This is a genomic window from Dinoroseobacter sp. PD6 (genome assembly GCF_028807315.1).
Taxonomy (GTDB): domain Bacteria; phylum Pseudomonadota; class Alphaproteobacteria; order Rhodobacterales; family Rhodobacteraceae; genus Dinoroseobacter; species Dinoroseobacter shibae.
Map to the genome: position 1 here is coordinate 86,357 of NZ_JARAMN010000014.1, position 15,024 is coordinate 101,380.

A 15,024-nucleotide genomic window follows, 5' to 3' on the forward strand; every position below is an offset into this window, starting at 1 on the left:
AGTGGGCTCCGGGCAGACCGCCTGCCCGGACCATCCCCCGGCGTCGCTCTGATTTTCAGAGCGGCGCCACCTCCGCCCCCGGCGCGAAGACCAGCGCCAGCATCAGGGCCGCGACAGCCGCGATCCACGCCGCCAGCACCCGCAGCCCGATCGCCACCCAGGGCGCGCGCATCTTCTCCCGCAGCACCACCAGCAACCCGACCCCGTAGGCCAGCCCGAGGCTCGCCCCGGTGATCGCCCCCGCCATGGTGACGATCCGGTCCTGCACCGGTCCCGGCCCGGGGATCGAGGCATGCCCGATCAGCCCACCCCCCAGTACCAGCAGCCCGAACGCCACCGCTGCCCCCTGCCCCGGCAGGCTCGCCGCAGCCACCGCGGCCACCAGGCCCACGGCAAACAGCGGCACCTCCAGCGCCGCCAGAACCGGCCCCGGCAGCAGCGATGCAAAACCGGCGGCAAAAAACACGCCCAGCATCCAGGGCACAAGACGGGTCGCGAAGCCGCCCACCACCAGCGCAAGCGCCAGGATCACAACGACCTGCCCGGGCGTCGAGAATGGATGCGCCAGGCCGAGGAAAAACCCCTCCACCCCCGGGGCCGGGCTATGGGCGCGCGCAGGCCCCGCGACGCCCAGCCCGAAGAGCCAGACGCCCCATGTCGCAAGCCTCACGGCATCACGCCATGCCGGTCAGGAACGCCACCCCCGCGATGGAAATCAGCCCCCCTGCCCCGCGCACGGCCATCCGTCCTGCGGGCCACTTGATCGCCAGCCCGAACGCGATCCCGATCATGTGCAAGAGCCCGGTCGAGATCACGAAGCCCACCGCATAGGCAAAGGCATTGACCGTCCCCGGCAGCTCGGTGCCATGGGCGTAGCCGTGAAACACCGCGAACAGCCCCACGATCACCGCCGCCACCCAGAGCGGCGGGCGCACCACGAAGGCGATCATCAGCCCCAGCACCACCGCCGAGAGCGCGATCCCCGTCTCGATCGCCGGAACCGGGACACCCGCAATCCCCAACACCGCGCCAAGCGCCATGACCAGCGGGAAGACCACCGGCAGGATCCAGATCGCCGGCGCGCCCAGAAACGCGCCCCAGAGTCCGACGGCGACCATCGCCGCCACGTGATCCCAGCCGAGGATCGGGTGGGTGAAGCCCGCAACGAAACCGCCGCCATGGCCATGGGTCTCATGGGCCAGCGCCGGCATGGCGCTCAGCGACACGAGGACGAGAACCGCCAGAACGGTGGGAAGAACGCGATGCAGCATGGAAAACTCCCGAATGAAACCGAAACCCTGGAAGTGACGCTACGCCAGCCCCCGGGCGCGATCAACCACCCTCGACAGGAGCACCCAGCGCCGCCACACTGGCCTTCAAACCCGAGGGGACTCCATGCGCCACCTGCTTGCCGCCCTGCTGATCCTGCTCGCCCCCATGGCCCAGTCCGAGGCGCCGATGACCGACGATTTCACCGCCCAGCCCGAAACCCGCTGGCGCTTTTTCACCGATGGGGTGATGGGCGGCGTCTCCGAGGGGCAGGTCGCGTTCCTGACCGAGGCGGGCGTGCCCTTCGCCCGGATGACCGGGCAGGTCAGCACCGCCAATCGCGGCGGCTTCATCCAGATGCGCCGGGACCTGCCGGAGGCCGCGCCCGAGACCGCCACGGGCATCCGTCTGGTCGCGCGCGGCAATGACCAGCGCTATTTCGTCCACCTGCGCACGCGCGGATCGCGCCTGCCCTGGCAGTATTACCAGGCCCGGTTCGAGGTCACTGGCGACTGGACCGAGATCCGCCTGCCCTTTGCCGATTTCGTGCCCTCGGGCCGGATGCTGCGCGCCCTGCCCCGGCCCGAAAGCCTGACCTCCATCGCCATCGCCGCCTTCGGACGGGACCATGCGGCCCGCGTCGAGATCCGCGAAATCGGGGTGTACTAGGCGCTCCGCTCCAGGCTCGCCGCCGGGTCGCGCTGCGCGGCCCGGGCCGCCGACAAGACCAGCCCCGTGGCCGCCAGCACCGGGTCGATGATTGGCACGTCCACGCCCTCGGCGATCTGCCCGGCCAGGGGCGACATCCCCGCGCAGCCCAGCACGACCGCTGCCTCGGGCGCGGTCTCCAGCAGCCCGGCCAGCGTGGCGCGCAACTGCGGCAGACCGGCGGCGAGGCCCAGAACCGGCACGCCTGCGGCCACGACGCCCCGGCAGCGCGGCGCCAGACCCATCAGGTCGATATTGTCCGCGATCACCGGCACCGAGCCCTCGGTCGTGGTCAGCACCGCGAATTCCGCCCGGTGCAGGCTCGCCGCGAGGCAGCCCGCCTCCCCCAGCCCGGCGATCGGCCCGGCGCAGCGCGCCCGCAACTCCGCCAGCCCGGTATCGTCGAAACAGCCCACCACGACCCCCGTGGCCCCTTCGGCCAGGGCCGTGTCATACAGCGCGAAAAGCCCCGGCAGGCAGGCGAGCGCATCCTCCGCCCCCTGGATCGCGGGCGGCCCGGCCAGGTTGGTGTAGCCCACGACCTCCACATCGGTCGGGACGGCGGCGCGCGCGGCGGTGACCATGTCGTCGGTCATGGTCCGGGTCGCGTTCGGGTTCAGTATGGCAAGACGCATCTTCATTTCGCCGCCGACACCTGACCGGAGGGCCGGGCGTCCTCCACCGCGGCGACGCAGCGCGCCCAGCGGTCGGGCCCCCGCGTCCACACCGGCAGCGGATCGCTTGCGCAGGCCTCCCGCGCGCGGTCGCAGCGCGGCGCGAAGGCACAGCCCACCGGCGGAGCATGGAGCGCGGGCGGCGCACCGGGGATCGCCTCCAGCGGCGTGCCGGGCTCGGCGCCCACCAGGTTCGCCGCAAGCAGGCCCTTCGTATAGGGATGGCGCCCGTCGCGGATGATCTCGGCCACGCTGCCGGTCTCCACGAAACTGCCGGCATACATCACCGCCAGCCGGTCCGAGACCTCCACCGCCACCCCGATATCATGGGTGACGAAGATCACGCCCATGCCCATCTCCTTCTGCAATTCCCGCAGCAGGAGCAGCACCTGGATCTGCACCGTGGCGTCCAGTGCGGTGGTCGGCTCGTCCGCCAGCAGCAGCTTGGGCTTGCAGGCCAGCGCCAGCGCGATCATCGCCCGCTGGCGCATGCCGCCCGACATCTCGTGCGGATAGGCCTTCAGCCGCCGCTTGGCCGAGGGGATGCGCACCAGATCCAGCATCTCCAGCGCGCGCGCCATGGCGTCGCGCTGGCTCAGCCCCTCGTGGCGCACCACCGATTCCGCGATCTGCTGGCCGATGGTATAGACCGGGTCCAGCGCCAGTGCCGGGTCCTGGAAGATCATCGACACGACCCCGCCCCGGTGATCGGCCAGCGCCCGCCCGTTCAGGGCCAGAACGTCCTGCCCGTCGACGCGCACCTGCCCGCCGATGCGGGTCTTTTTCTCCGGCAGGAGCCGCAAGAGTGTCTTCAGCGTCACCGACTTGCCCGACCCGCTTTCGCCGAGAATGCCCAGCACCTCGCCCGGGGCCAGCTTGAACGACACGCCATTGACCGCATGGACCGGCGGCGTGCCGTCGAAGCGCACCGTTACGTCGGTCATCTCTACCAGGGGATGGGTCATGCCGCGGCCTCCCGCATCTTGGGATCGTTGAGGTGGCAGGACGCGTAATGTCCCGCCCCCACGCGCAGGTTCGACGGCCGTTGGGCGGAACACGCCCCGAACGCCTCGGCGCAGCGGGTATGGAACCGGCAGCCCGAGGGCGGATCGATCGGGTTCGGCGGATCGCCCGACAGGGGCGCCTCGGTCGTGCGCCGGTCCGGGTCGAGCGACGGCATCGCCGCCAGCAGGGCGCGGGTATAGGGATGGCGCGGGTCGGCATACATCTCGGCGGTCGGCCCGATCTCGGCCACCTCGCCCAGATACATCACCATCACCCGGTCCGACACATGCCGCACCACGTTCAGATCGTGGGAGATGAACACATAGGTCAGGTTCCGCTCGCGCTTGAGGTCCATCAGCAGGTTGAGAACCTGCGCCTCCACCGACTTGTCGAGCGCCGAGACCGCCTCGTCGAGCACGATCACCTCCGGCTGGAAGGCCAGCGCCCGTGCGATGTTCACCCGCTGCCGCTGCCCGCCCGACAATTCATGCGGATAACGCGGCCCGAAGCGCGACGGATCAAGCCCGACCCGGTCCAGCAGGTCGCGCGCGATGCGCCGCGCCTCGGCCTCGGACACCCCGTGCACCGTCGGCCCGAAGGCGATGGCATCCAGCATGCTCATCCGCGGGTTCAGCGAGGCATAGCTGTCCTGGAACACCATCTGCACATGGCGTCGAAACTCCTTCAGGGGCATCTCCGTCCCGGCCACATGGCCCTGGAACCGCACCTCGCCACTATCGGCGCCGAGCAACTGCACCAGCAATCGCGCCGTGGTGGACTTGCCGCAGCCGCTCTCGCCGACAACGCCCAGGGTCTCGCCCGGGGCGACCTCGAAGGTCACGTCATCGACCGCGCGCACCACGCGCCGGTTCTTCCCCCAGCCGCCCAGGGGAAAATGCTTCACCAGGTTATGCGCCGACAGAACCGCGCCGGATGTGTCTTGCTTGGTCATTGCTTGATATCCATGGCAGAGCGCAGCCCGTCACTGAGCATGTTGAAGGAAATCGACGTGAGGAAGATCATCACCCCCGGCAGGGCCGCCAGCCAAGGCTGCACGTAGATCGCGTTGCGCAGCGTGTTCAGCATCAGCCCCCATTCCGCATTGGGCGGGCTCACGCCCAGGCCCAGGAAGGACAGACCGGCCGCCAGGATCATCGACACGGAAATCAGGCTGGTGGCATAGACGAAGATCGGGCCCAGCACATTGCCCAGCACGTGGTGGCGCACGATCGACAGGGCCGAGGCCCCGCTGGCCTTGGCGGCCTCCACATATTCCAGCTCCCGCACCGCGGTGGTCACGCTCTCGGCGACCCGCGCGATGGGCGGGATGAACACCACCGTCAGCGACAAAAGCCCGTTGGCGATCCCCGCCCCCAGCGCGCCGGAAATCGCAATCGCCAGCAGGACGGACGGGAAGGCATACAGAACATCGAGCACCCGCATGGTGGCCGAGTTCACCCAGCCCCCCGCATAGCCCGCCGCGATCCCGATGGCCGAGCCGATGAAGAACGCGATCAGAACCGGCGTCACCCCCATGAACAGGGACAATCGCGCGCCGTAGATCAGCCGGCTCAGCATGTCGCGGCCCAACTCGTCCGCACCCAGGGGATAGCCCTCGGTCCCGATCGGCGACAGCCGGTCCATCATGCTCCCGTCCAGCGGGTCCTGCGGCGCGATCCAGGGCGCGAAGACCGCCATCAGGATCAGCCCACCGGCGACGAGCCCCGCGCCCACCGCCACCTTGTCGCGCATGAAGCGCCGTCCGACCGACCGCCAATAGCCCTCGGGCTTCTCGGCCTGTGCGATCAGGCTTATCTCGGATGCCGTTACCGCCATGGCTCAGCTCCTTTGCAGCCGGGGATCGAGCGCGCTCTGCGCGACATCCACCAGCAGGTTGAGAATGACGAAGAACATCGCCAGAACCAGGATCGTCCCCTGCAACAGCGGCAGGTCACGCTGGAAAATCGCCTGTCCCAGCAGGAACCCCGTCCCGGGCCAGGAAAACACCGTCTCGATCAGGATCGATCCGCCCAGCAAGTAGCCCAGCTGCAGACCCATCACCGCCAGGGCCGTGGGAGCGGCGTTCTTGATCACATGGGCCAGAACCCCGCGATCCAGGAGCCCCTTGGCCCGCAGCCCGGTGACATATTCCTGTTGCAGGATATCCGCCACCAGCGCCCGCACCGTCCGCGCCACGATCCCCATGGGGATCACCGACATGGTGACGGCGGGCAGGATCAGGTATTGCAGATGCTCCCAGTCGAAGGCCCATTCGCTCGACCCGCGCGGGCCCGCCCCGGTCGCGGGCAGCCAGCCCAACTGGACCGAGAAGATGATGACCAGCACCATGCCGAGCCAGTAATGGGGGATCGACACGCCCACGACCGAGATGGTCGAGGCCAGCTTGTCGATCCAGCTGTCGCGGAAATACCCGGCCACGAAGCCGAACAGCCCGCCGAAGGTGAACCCGATGATCGTCGCGGTCACCGCCAGGATCAGCGTGTTGCCCACCGCGTTCAGCACCTCGGCCGTCACCGGCCGCCCGGTGGCGATGGAATTGCCCAGGTCCCCCTGCACCGCCCGGCCGAGCCAGCGGATGAACTGCTCGGGATAGGAGCGGTCGAAGCCGTAGATCGCCATGAGCTGCTGCTGCAACTCCACCGACGCATCCGGCGGCAGGATCGAGACCAGCGGATCGCCGGGCGAGATATGCACCAGCGCGAAGCACACCAGCGACACGCCCAGCATGATCGGGATCGTGTAGGCGACGCGACGTATCAGGAAAGTCAGCATGGCGGACGTCTCCGAAACCTGGAAAAGGGAAGGATGGGCCGCCGGCGGAAATGCACCGGCGACCCGAGGAGTGGCGACAGCCTCAGGTGTCGTCGTCGAGGGTCATCGGCGCGATGTCGATGAACCAGCTCTTGGGCTGGACCACGTTGCCGACACGCGGGCTCATGGCGCGCGGTCCCACATCGTTGGCGATCCAGACGAAGGGCGCCTCTTCGACCACCCGGGCATGGAGCCGTGCGAGCGCCGCATCCCGGTCCGCATCGTCGAAGGAGGTCCGCGCCTCCGCGATCAGCGCGTCGAACTCGTCATTGCCGAAGAAGCCCCAGTTGTTCGACACCGGCGGGAAGGTCTCGGTCGAGACGAACCGCACCATGGCAAAGAACGGGTCCATCGTCGCAAAGGACACGTTGATCGCATCCGCGTCCCGCGCGCCCTCGGATTTCGCCCCGGCCCGCCAGTTGTTGAACAGCGTGTTCCACTCGATCACGTCTAGGTTCACGTCGAAATGGCAGTCCGCCAGGTTCTGCTGGACATACTCGTTCATGGTCACCGGCTGCATCTGGCCCGACCCCGAAGCCGAGGTCTGCACCGTCACGCTCAGCGGGTTGTCCGGGCCGAACCCGGCTTCCTCCATCAGCGCGCGCGCCGCATCCGGGTCATACTTGATCTCGAAGGACGGATTGCCCCACCACGGATGGCCCTCGTTCACCGTGCCCTGGGGCACCCCCATGTAGCCCCCCAGAAGCACCCGCAGCTCCTCGCGGTTCACACACAGGTTGGCCGCATGGCGCACCCGCTTGTCGAGCCAGGGCGAGTCCTCCACGAAGGACAGCTGCCAGGGCCAGACATGGGGCTGCGGGTTGGAATAGATCACGTTGCCCTGGGATTCGATGCGCGGGATCACGTCCGGCGCGGGCGCCTCGATCCAGTCCACCTGCCCCGACAGCAAGGCCGCCGTGCGCGCGTTGGCATCCGGCAGCGGCACCAGAACCACCCGGTCGATGGTCGGCGTGCGCGCCGGGTCCCAGTAATTCTCGTTGCGCACCATCTCGAACCGCTCCCGCGGCACCAGGGTCTCGCCCTTGAACGGCCCCGTCCCCGACGGGTTTGCGGCAAAGGCGGTCCAGGCCGCGGCCGCCCGCTCGGTCGGGTCGGTGACCCCGGCATCCACCGCGTCATAGAGGCTCTGCCAATGGGTCGGCGAGGCCATGAAGAGCATCGTCATGTTCAGCGGCAGGAACGCATCGGGCTGCGACGTGGTCAGCTCGACCGTCAGCTCGTCGATCGCCCGGGCCGAGCGCAGGGTCGGCATACGCGACGCGGTCGCGCCCACCTGATCGGGGGCGAAATGCGGCGCCTCGTCGTCGAGCACCTTTTCCACGTTCCAGACCACCGCCTCGGCGTTGAAGGGCGAGCCGTCATGGAAGGTCACGCCCTCGCGCAACTTGAAGGTCCACTTGGTCGTGTCATCGGGGTTCACGGACCATTCGGTCGCCAGCCCGGGGATCACCACCGACGCCTCGGTCTCGGACGACAGGTCCCAATGGGTCAGGGCGTCGTACATCGGAATCCCGGTGAAGCGGTTGCCCTCGAAACCCTGGTCCGGCTGACCGGAGGTGCGCGGAATATCCGCCGCCGTCATCCCGATCGTCAGAACGCTTTCGGCCCAGGCCGAGCCGGAGGCCAGAACGGCGGCCATGGTCGCGGCCGCAGTCGTTGCCCAAAATCGTGTGCGCATGTCTCTCTCCTGTTGATGCTCTGCGCCCCGACTCGCGGCGGAGGCGGAACGCGGACAATTCTCATCAAACCCCGGCCAGCGCCTTGGCCACAGGATTATTTTTTATTGTATACATGTTTTAAATCTACCGCATACATTTGCAAGAGATTTGTGCAACTATCTTGCGTGATGCCCTGAAATCAAGCGCTTGCTGCGCCGGAGACCCGCCGATCACCGCTTTGTTTCGGCCGCACTCTGGCGCTTCCCGAAACAAATGGTGTATACAATCAGGACGGGAATGAGTGATGGATATGGATGATCTGAGAGTACACGACGCGGCGCCGGACCGCGCCGAAACCACCCAGAACCCGGTGTTCGAGGGGGTGGAGCGGGCGATCCACGAACAGCGCCTGCCCCCCGGCACGCGCCTGGCTGAGGCCGAGTTGACCGAGATCTACGGCGTCTCCCGCACCATCGTGCGCGCCGGTCTGCAGGCGCTGGCCCATGCGCATCTCGTCACGATCCGGCCCAATCGCGGCGCCCGCGTCGCCCAGCCCACGCCCGAAGACGCGCGCGAGGTGTTCGAGGCCCGCGAACTGATCGAGCCGCGCACCGCCTTCGAGGCCGCGCGCAAGGCCACCGCCGCCGACATCGCCCACCTGCGCAGGCACAGCGCCGAAGAACAGGACGCCCTTGCCGCCCGGCAACATGGGCGCGCCCTGCGTCTGGGCGGCGCCTTCCACGTTGAAATCGCACGAATATCCGGACAGAGAACCCTCGAAGGGTTCGTCGACGAACTGGTCGCCCGCTCCGCCCTGATCATCTCCCTCTACTGGGCGCGCGAACGGGTCCGCTGCGACACCCAATGCCATTCCAGGCTGATCGACGCCATTTCCCGCCATGATGCCGACGAAGCGGAAAGCCTGATGCGCTCCCACCTGCTCGACATCCACAGCGCCCTCGATTTCGGCGACGACAGCGCCGACGACACCGATCTGCGCGGCATGCTCCTCGGGTGATCCCGGCGCCTAGCGCCCCCGGCCCAGCAGGTGATAGATCGGGCACCAGCCCAGCAGCGCGGTCGCCAGCACCACCGCCCCGACCACGCCCGATCCCCAGACCGCCACCGGTCCCAGATCCCTGGCGAAGGGGCAAAAAAGCGCAAATCCAAGCAACACAAAGCTCAGCGCGACCCGCAAGCCGCGGTCCCAGGCACCGATACGTCCAAGTCGCTCTTCATACATGGTCATGCCTCCTTGTAGACCCGCAAGGAGGATAGGCACGCCCGAAATGCGGCGCATTAATCTGGAGCAACTTCCCGCGCCGACAGGCCAGCCGGAATCGTCTCTTTCACAGGGGTTTTCAGCACCCGCGCCAGCTCTTCGATATGGGCAGGCCCGATCTCGCAGCACCCGCCGACCGTGCTCGCCCCCGCCGCCACCCAGGCCTGCGCGAAGGCCGCATAGGCGGCGGGTCCGATATCCTGCCGCGCCTGCAGCAGATCCACCGTGGCGCCGATCCGGTTGAACCCGCTTTCGATCCGCGTGAACCCGTTGGCATAGCCCCCAATCCGCGGATGCAGCCCCGCCAGGATCGGCATCGCCTGCGACACCGCCTCGGGCCGGGCGCAGTTGATCAGCACCCGGTCGGGCGAAAACGTCTCTAATACAGGGGAAATTGCCACCAGCGGCTCGCCGGAGCGCAGCTTCGTGCCATCCGCGTCGTCCACGCTCAGGGCCAGCCAGACCGGCTTTCCCGCCACCTGTGCGCCCATCATGCCGCCGCGCGCCTGGTCGACCGACGACATGGTCTCCAGCACCAGCACATCAACGATCCGCGCCTGCAGCCGCGCCACCTCGGCATAGATCTCCGCCGCCTGCTCCGGCGGCGGCGCCTTGTCCGGCTGATAGGAAAAGCCCAGCGGCCCCAGCGCCCCCGCCACCAGCCCGCCGCCCGCCGCATCCCGCGCCGCCGCAGCCATCCCGCAGGCCCGCTCGGTCAGGGGGGCGAGCTGGTCCGCCATGTCGAACGCGGCCAGCCGGTCGGGAAGCACCGCATAGGTGTTGGTCGTCGCCACCTCCGCGCCCGCGGCGAAGAAGTCGTCATGCACCGCACGCACCAGCTCCGGTGCGTTCAGCAATGCCTCCATCGACCACAGCGGCGTCGCACGCCCGGCGCGCCGCACGAGCTCCTGCCCGAGACCGCCATCCAGAAGGGTAATATCCATGGGCCTGTTCCTGTTTTCCATCGGCTCGATATAGCCGCGCAGCACAGGGCGTCCAGCGGCCCCGGCCTTGCCCCAACGCACATTCTCGCTACCTGCGAGGCAAGCGGTGCGGACACCCCGCGCCACCCCCTTGCAAAGACCTTGTTTTGCCCCGAAGGACACCGCCATGGCCTGCCTTGCCACCGTCGAGCTGACCGCGCTCGAAATCGCGCCGGAAATCGGCACCTACGGCCCCGGCGACGTGGTGCCCGACACCCATATCCTCGACCTCAGCCTCGCCATCGACCCCGCCCTGGTGCTGATCGACACCGACGACATGGGCCGGGTCTTCGACTACGATCCGCTGGTGGCCGAGATCGACCGCCTGGCCCGCGATGGCCACTACGCAACGCAAGAGCGTCTGATCACCCGTATCACCGCCGCCTGCGCCGCCGAACCCGCGATCCGCAGCCTCGATATCCACCTGCGCAAACGGCCCGTGCTGGGCGGGACGGGCAACCTCGGGATCCGGTTGCAGGTGGACGCCACCACGCTCGACCGCTTCCGCACCGTCGCAAACTAGGCTCTTCACAAGGGGCCATCGCCCCGGCGGGAACTTCTGCGGCTCTTGGGCGTTCAGCCCGCATGAGCCAGTTTCCCCCCCTGCCCCAAACCACCACCACCGATGGCGAGCTTCGCAAGATCGGAGTCGAGATCGAATTCGCCGGCCTCCGCGAAGCCGACGTGGCCGAGCTGATCCGCACCCATCTCGGCGGTCGCATCACCTCCGAAAGCCGCCATCGCGTCACCGTCGAAGACACCCGCCTCGGCCGCCTGAAGGTGGAACTTGACACCCCCCTCGCGAAATACGCGAGCGACGGGCTCCCGGAAACCGGCCTCGACCTCGCCCGCCCGGTCATCCCGATCGAGCTGATCACCGACCCCCTGCCCCCGGACGCGCTGCCCCTGCTGGACGCCTTCTGCGACACCTTGCGGCAAGCCGGCGGCGAAGGCACCGGCCATGGCGCGCTGCAGGGCTTCGGCGTCCATCTCAATGTCGCCGTTGTCGCCCCCGAGGCCGCCCTCACCACCCGCAGCATCCGCGCCTTCGCCCTGCTGGAGCCCTGGCTGCGCCATACCGTGCCGCCCGACACGACCCGGCGCCTTCTGCCCTTCGTCGCCCCCTGGCCCGAGGCGCTGGTGGACGCGCTCGTCGCCGCCCCCTATGCAGGCCTCGACGCGCAGCGTGAGATCTACAAAACCCATGTGAAGAGCCGGAATCACGGCCTCGACCTGCTGCCCCTGTTCAAGGCCGCCGATCCGGAGGCTTACGCCCGGGACTTCCCCGGCCTGACCGAGATCGACGGGCGGCCGGCCTTCCATTTCCGCCTGCCCGATTGCCGCCTCGACAATCCCGACTGGTCCCTGTCCGAGGCCTGGGCGCAATGGCATACGGTCGAAACCGTGGCCGCGGACGACGCGCTTCTGACCGCGCTCGGCGAGGCGTGGGAGGCGCATCGCGCCCGGCTTTTGGCCTCCAGCCGCGCCTGGGCGGACACCGTCGATACCCTCCTGCCCACCCCGCTCAACGCCTTGCAAGGAGCCTGATATGACCCGTCCCCTGATCGGCGTGACCACCTCTTCCCGCTCCGGCTGGCGCGTCTTTCCCTTCATCAACCTCAACCTCTGGCTGACCGGCGGGCGGGGCCTGCGCTGGGGCGCCAGACGTCCCGCGGATCTCGACAAGGTCGACGGCATCGTGATCGGCGGCGGCGACGACATCTCGCCCGAGCTTTACGGCACCGAGGTGCTGACCACCGCCCGGCTCGATCCCGCCCGGGACGCATTGGAACACGGGCTCGCCCGCGAGGCGCTGATCCGCAACATCCCCGTGCTCGGCATCTGCCGCGGCGCGCAGATGCTGAACGTGGCCGCGGGCGGCTCGCTGCACCAGAACGCGTGGCAGGTCCATCCGACCTCCCGCCCGGTGAAGACCGTTTTGCCCAAGCGCATGGTGGAGGTGCAGGCCAACGCCCGCCTCGCCCTGATCGCAGGCACCGAGCCGATGCGCGTCAACGCCCTGCACAGCCAGGCGGTGGACCGGCTCGGCGACGGCTTCCGGGTGGCCGCCCGCGACACCGGCGGCATGGTCCAAGCCATCGAGCGCGTCGAGGATCCCTTCGCCCTCGGCGTCCAGTGGCACCCCGAATACCTGGTCTATGCAAGGCGCCAGCGCGCGATCTTCCGCGCCCTCGTCACCGCCGCCCGCGCCCGGGCGCAGCATCGCCTGCAAACTCCGGACGTGACCCGCGATGCGCTGACGACAGGCTAGAGGCGCGGAACAACCCCTGCCCCGATGCGTTGACCCCGCAAGGAAACGGACAACAGGAGCGCGCCATGTCAGCCCCCGACACCAACCTCAAGACCCAACGCAAGCGCCATATCGGCGCCCTTGCCGGCATTGGCATCGCCGTGGCCTTCGCGGCCGTTTTGCTGGCCGGCTACCTGGTGATCCTGGCCGATCGGGGCGAGGCCCCCGAAGGCGCGGACACCCAGATCGACGGCCGTTTCGGCGTCGAAGTCGAGAACTGAACCCGAACTCCCGAAAGGAAACCCCATGGAAATGACCCAACTTCTCGTCATCCTCTTTCTCTTCACCATTCTTGCGGTGATGGGCTTTGCCGCCTTCAGCAAATATCGCACGGAACAACGGATGGACGATCCAGACGCGCCGAAATCCAGCCTCGCGGCCGACGGTTCGGATCATCGCAAAGCCGATTGAACACCATGTGAAGAGCCTGTTTCACACCCTCCCCCCCCCTGCGGTGGGAGGGTGCTTGCGTCTCAATCCTCCGAAATCTCCGCCCGGGTCTGCGCCCAGGCCAGCATGGTGAAGACCACCGTCCCGCCGACCACGTTCCCGGCCAGTACCGGCACGAAAAACCCCAGCAAAGCCTGCCCCAGCCCAAGCTCACCGGCCAGGAGCACATAGGCCATCTCGACCGAGCCCGCGATGATATGGGTGAAATCCCCCAGCGCGATCAGCCAGGTGAACAGCACGATCAGCGCCAGCTCGTTGCCCCGCGCCACCGGCAGCATCCACACAAGCGCCGCGATCAGCACCCCCGCCGGGATCCCCCGCGCGAACCCCTCCACCGCGCCCATGCCCGTGGCGTGACGGCTCAGCTCCATCACCGCCTCGGCCACCTCCGGGCTCAATACCGGCGCACCCAGAAGGAACGCCCCCGCCGCGAAGGCGCCCACCACATTGGCCAGAAGCACGATCCCCCAAAGGCTCGCGACCTTGCCGAACATCTCGGCCGTGGGCGTGATCAGCACCGGCACCACCGTGGTGATCGTGTTCTCCGTAAAGAGCTGCATCCGCCCCAGGATCACCAGCAGGAAGCCCAGGGAGTAGCCGAAATTCTCGAGGATGTAGCGCCAGGGCGCATCGGGCAGATTCGCCCGTAAAAGAGCCTCTCCCAGCACCGAAAAAGCGATCAGAAGACCCGCCGCGACCCCCGAGAAGGCCAACGCCATGGCTGGGCGCCGCAGCTCCTCATCGCCGCTCTGCCGGATCGTCTCGAAGACCAGCCGCGAGGGCATCGCGGTGGCGCGCTCCACGGTGCGCTGTTCGTCCTCGGTCTCGATCGCGGCTTCGGCGAGGTCTGTGCGGTCTGACATGAATCATCCTTTCCTGGACATACCCCTGCCCAACCCCCGCGGGGGCGAATCGTTCCCTCGGACCGGAACCAATCCCGCCATGGCGCGTTTCCCCGGCCATGAGTACACCCTCCCGACCCAGTGGCAGCGACACGCTGATCCAGCGCGCGCGCCCTGCCACGGTGGGGCTCACCCTCGCAAAACACGCGCCGGTCTTCGCCGTGGCCTTCCTGCCCCGGCCCTCTGGGCGCTCGCGGAAGACACCCTGCCCCTCGGCGCGGCACCGCTGGCCCCCGTGGCCTGAGGTGCCCCGAGTTTCCGAGACACCTGCCTCGTTCAGTTTTTCCTGTCTGATCTCGAAGTTAACGGGTGACAGCATGCCGTTGTTCGTGTGATTGCGTTTTGAGTTTTAGAAGAGCTCGATGTCTTCGAGCACGTCTTGCCGTGCAGCTTCTCGGGTTGGGTATGTCCGACGCTGAATCCGCTCGCGCTTCACCAGCTGGAAGAAGCTTTCGGCGACCGCGTTGTCATGGCAATTGCCGCGTCTGCTCATGCTGAATTCCAGATTGTGCTGGCGCAGAAACGTCTGCCACTCGCGGCTGGTGAATTTAGAACCCTGATCGCAATGCACCGTGACCTGGCGAGTGGGCTTTCGTCTCCAAACAGCCATTAGCAAAGCTTGCAGGGCAAGACCCTTGGTCATGCGGGATTGTGCAGACCAGCCGACGACGCGGCGCGAGAAGAGGTCTATTACGACGCAGATGTCCATTCATGTGGCCGCCATCGGTCCGAGGCCTATGGCGGACACCAACCCTTGTGTGTCTTGATGTAAGTGATGTCGGTCACCCAGACCTGATCCGGGGCAGAGGCCTGAAATTGCTGCTCCAGCTTGTTCTCAGCCACGATGGCAGGCGTGCCGCCATAGCGGACCGGACGGCATTTGTAACCCACCTGAGCAGCGATCCCATTCAGCGACGCCAACCGGGCAA

The 15,024-nt window shown here is 67.8% G+C and carries 18 protein-coding genes and 1 pseudogene; 7 read left to right on the forward strand and 12 right to left on the reverse strand.

The window, feature by feature from the left end; genetic code table 11:
• Positions 1 to 55: 55 nt before the first annotated feature.
• Positions 56 to 670: a hypothetical protein gene (locus PVW48_RS18720; protein WP_274582458.1), complete on the reverse strand. Its 615-nt coding sequence runs from the start codon at positions 668 to 670 to the stop codon at positions 56 to 58.
• A 4-nt stretch (positions 671 to 674) separates the two neighbouring features.
• Entirely contained in the window at positions 675 to 1,271 is a 597-nt protein-coding gene (locus tag PVW48_RS18725) for a HupE/UreJ family protein (protein ID WP_274582459.1), read from the reverse strand.
• Between the two features lie 124 nt (positions 1,272 to 1,395).
• Between PVW48_RS18725 and PVW48_RS18730 the strand changes: the two genes are divergently transcribed.
• Entirely contained in the window at positions 1,396 to 1,938 is a 543-nt protein-coding gene (locus PVW48_RS18730; RefSeq protein ID WP_274582460.1) for a CIA30 family protein, read from the forward strand.
• Here PVW48_RS18730 and PVW48_RS18735 read toward each other — a convergent pair.
• From PVW48_RS18735 to PVW48_RS18760, 6 genes are all read right to left on the reverse strand, one after another.
• The gene (locus tag PVW48_RS18735) at positions 1,935 to 2,612 is read right to left on the reverse strand and encodes an aspartate/glutamate racemase family protein (protein ID WP_274582461.1); all 678 of its coding nucleotides are present in this window, start codon (positions 2,610 to 2,612) and stop codon (positions 1,935 to 1,937) included. The two genes, PVW48_RS18730 and PVW48_RS18735, sit on opposite strands and share 4 nt — an antisense overlap.
• Before the next feature lie 2 nt (positions 2,613 to 2,614).
• Complete coding sequence (locus tag PVW48_RS18740; RefSeq protein ID WP_274582462.1) at positions 2,615 to 3,616, reverse strand: ABC transporter ATP-binding protein; 1,002 nt, start codon at positions 3,614 to 3,616, stop codon at positions 2,615 to 2,617.
• On the reverse strand, positions 3,613 to 4,608 hold the full coding sequence (locus tag PVW48_RS18745; protein ID WP_274582463.1) for an ABC transporter ATP-binding protein: 996 nt from the start codon (positions 4,606 to 4,608) through the stop codon (positions 3,613 to 3,615). Before PVW48_RS18745 ends, PVW48_RS18740 begins: the two co-directional genes overlap by 4 nt.
• Positions 4,605 to 5,492, reverse strand: coding sequence for an ABC transporter permease (locus PVW48_RS18750; RefSeq protein ID WP_012187187.1), 888 nt, complete (start codon positions 5,490 to 5,492; stop codon positions 4,605 to 4,607). Before PVW48_RS18750 ends, PVW48_RS18745 begins: the two co-directional genes overlap by 4 nt.
• A gap of 3 nt (positions 5,493 to 5,495) precedes the next feature.
• A complete protein-coding gene (locus PVW48_RS18755) occupies positions 5,496 to 6,449 on the reverse strand; it encodes an ABC transporter permease (protein ID WP_012187186.1) in 954 nt (317 codons plus the stop codon).
• An 82-nt stretch (positions 6,450 to 6,531) separates the two neighbouring features.
• Complete coding sequence (locus PVW48_RS18760) at positions 6,532 to 8,187, reverse strand: ABC transporter substrate-binding protein (RefSeq protein WP_274582464.1); 1,656 nt, start codon at positions 8,185 to 8,187, stop codon at positions 6,532 to 6,534.
• A gap of 290 nt (positions 8,188 to 8,477) precedes the next feature.
• Between PVW48_RS18760 and PVW48_RS18765 the strand changes: the two genes are divergently transcribed.
• On the forward strand, positions 8,478 to 9,185 hold the full coding sequence (locus PVW48_RS18765; protein WP_338020483.1) for a GntR family transcriptional regulator: 708 nt from the start codon (positions 8,478 to 8,480) through the stop codon (positions 9,183 to 9,185).
• Positions 9,186 to 9,194: 9 nt separating this feature from the next.
• Here the strand turns inward: PVW48_RS18765 and PVW48_RS18770 are convergent, their stop codons facing one another.
• Both PVW48_RS18770 and PVW48_RS18775 read right to left on the reverse strand, forming a co-directional pair.
• Positions 9,195 to 9,416: a YgaP family membrane protein gene (locus tag PVW48_RS18770; RefSeq protein WP_274582466.1), complete on the reverse strand. Its 222-nt coding sequence runs from the start codon at positions 9,414 to 9,416 to the stop codon at positions 9,195 to 9,197.
• 50 nt (positions 9,417 to 9,466) lie between these two features.
• Positions 9,467 to 10,393, reverse strand: a complete 927-nt coding sequence (locus tag PVW48_RS18775; RefSeq protein WP_274582467.1) for a homocysteine S-methyltransferase family protein — start codon at positions 10,391 to 10,393, stop codon at positions 9,467 to 9,469.
• A gap of 166 nt (positions 10,394 to 10,559) precedes the next feature.
• Between PVW48_RS18775 and PVW48_RS18780 the strand changes: the two genes are divergently transcribed.
• The 5 genes from PVW48_RS18780 (at position 10,560) to PVW48_RS18800 (ending at position 13,154) form a co-directional block, all read left to right on the forward strand.
• Positions 10,560 to 10,955 carry a dihydroneopterin aldolase gene (locus PVW48_RS18780; protein WP_274582468.1) on the forward strand — a complete coding sequence of 132 codons (396 nt, stop codon included), beginning with the start codon at positions 10,560 to 10,562 and terminating at the stop codon, positions 10,953 to 10,955.
• 62 nt (positions 10,956 to 11,017) lie between these two features.
• The gene (locus tag PVW48_RS18785) at positions 11,018 to 11,980 is read left to right on the forward strand and encodes an amidoligase family protein (protein WP_274582469.1); all 963 of its coding nucleotides are present in this window, start codon (positions 11,018 to 11,020) and stop codon (positions 11,978 to 11,980) included.
• Position 11,981: 1 nt separating this feature from the next.
• Complete coding sequence (locus PVW48_RS18790) at positions 11,982 to 12,704, forward strand: gamma-glutamyl-gamma-aminobutyrate hydrolase family protein (protein ID WP_274582470.1); 723 nt, start codon at positions 11,982 to 11,984, stop codon at positions 12,702 to 12,704.
• A 65-nt stretch (positions 12,705 to 12,769) separates the two neighbouring features.
• Positions 12,770 to 12,964, forward strand: coding sequence for a hypothetical protein (locus PVW48_RS18795; protein WP_274582471.1), 195 nt, complete (start codon positions 12,770 to 12,772; stop codon positions 12,962 to 12,964).
• A gap of 31 nt (positions 12,965 to 12,995) precedes the next feature.
• The gene (locus PVW48_RS18800; RefSeq protein ID WP_274582472.1) at positions 12,996 to 13,154 is read left to right on the forward strand and encodes a hypothetical protein; all 159 of its coding nucleotides are present in this window, start codon (positions 12,996 to 12,998) and stop codon (positions 13,152 to 13,154) included.
• A gap of 62 nt (positions 13,155 to 13,216) precedes the next feature.
• Here the strand turns inward: PVW48_RS18800 and PVW48_RS18805 are convergent, their stop codons facing one another.
• A complete protein-coding gene (locus PVW48_RS18805; RefSeq protein WP_012187308.1) occupies positions 13,217 to 14,056 on the reverse strand; it encodes a formate/nitrite transporter family protein in 840 nt (279 codons plus the stop codon).
• Between the two features lie 391 nt (positions 14,057 to 14,447).
• Positions 14,448 to 15,024: pseudogene (locus PVW48_RS18810) on the reverse strand (IS3 family transposase); the annotation flags it as partial.

What these genes read in the sequence shown, in the direction of transcription:
- PVW48_RS18740 (WP_274582462.1), bottom strand. Translation starts at nt 3,616, where the DNA reads ATGACCCATCCCCTGGTAGAGATGACCGACGTAACGGTGCGCTTCGAC.
- PVW48_RS18795 (WP_274582471.1), top strand. Translation starts at nt 12,770, where the DNA reads ATGTCAGCCCCCGACACCAACCTCAAGACCCAACGCAAGCGCCATATC.
- PVW48_RS18785 (WP_274582469.1), top strand. Translation starts at nt 11,018, where the DNA reads ATGAGCCAGTTTCCCCCCCTGCCCCAAACCACCACCACCGATGGCGAG.
- PVW48_RS18745 (WP_274582463.1), bottom strand. Translation starts at nt 4,608, where the DNA reads ATGACCAAGCAAGACACATCCGGCGCGGTTCTGTCGGCGCATAACCTG.
- PVW48_RS18750 (WP_012187187.1), bottom strand. Translation starts at nt 5,492, where the DNA reads ATGGCGGTAACGGCATCCGAGATAAGCCTGATCGCACAGGCCGAGAAG.
- PVW48_RS18730 (WP_274582460.1), top strand. Translation starts at nt 1,396, where the DNA reads ATGCGCCACCTGCTTGCCGCCCTGCTGATCCTGCTCGCCCCCATGGCC.
- PVW48_RS18765 (WP_338020483.1), top strand. Translation starts at nt 8,478, where the DNA reads ATGGATGATCTGAGAGTACACGACGCGGCGCCGGACCGCGCCGAAACC.
- PVW48_RS18790 (WP_274582470.1), top strand. Translation starts at nt 11,982, where the DNA reads ATGACCCGTCCCCTGATCGGCGTGACCACCTCTTCCCGCTCCGGCTGG.
- PVW48_RS18760 (WP_274582464.1), bottom strand. Translation starts at nt 8,187, where the DNA reads ATGCGCACACGATTTTGGGCAACGACTGCGGCCGCGACCATGGCCGCC.
- PVW48_RS18800 (WP_274582472.1), top strand. Translation starts at nt 12,996, where the DNA reads ATGACCCAACTTCTCGTCATCCTCTTTCTCTTCACCATTCTTGCGGTG.
- PVW48_RS18775 (WP_274582467.1), bottom strand. Translation starts at nt 10,393, where the DNA reads ATGGATATTACCCTTCTGGATGGCGGTCTCGGGCAGGAGCTCGTGCGG.
- PVW48_RS18755 (WP_012187186.1), bottom strand. Translation starts at nt 6,449, where the DNA reads ATGCTGACTTTCCTGATACGTCGCGTCGCCTACACGATCCCGATCATG.
- PVW48_RS18770 (WP_274582466.1), bottom strand. Translation starts at nt 9,416, where the DNA reads ATGACCATGTATGAAGAGCGACTTGGACGTATCGGTGCCTGGGACCGC.
- PVW48_RS18725 (WP_274582459.1), bottom strand. Translation starts at nt 1,271, where the DNA reads ATGCTGCATCGCGTTCTTCCCACCGTTCTGGCGGTTCTCGTCCTCGTG.
- PVW48_RS18805 (WP_012187308.1), bottom strand. Translation starts at nt 14,056, where the DNA reads ATGTCAGACCGCACAGACCTCGCCGAAGCCGCGATCGAGACCGAGGAC.
- PVW48_RS18735 (WP_274582461.1), bottom strand. Translation starts at nt 2,612, where the DNA reads ATGCGTCTTGCCATACTGAACCCGAACGCGACCCGGACCATGACCGAC.
- PVW48_RS18780 (WP_274582468.1), top strand. Translation starts at nt 10,560, where the DNA reads ATGGCCTGCCTTGCCACCGTCGAGCTGACCGCGCTCGAAATCGCGCCG.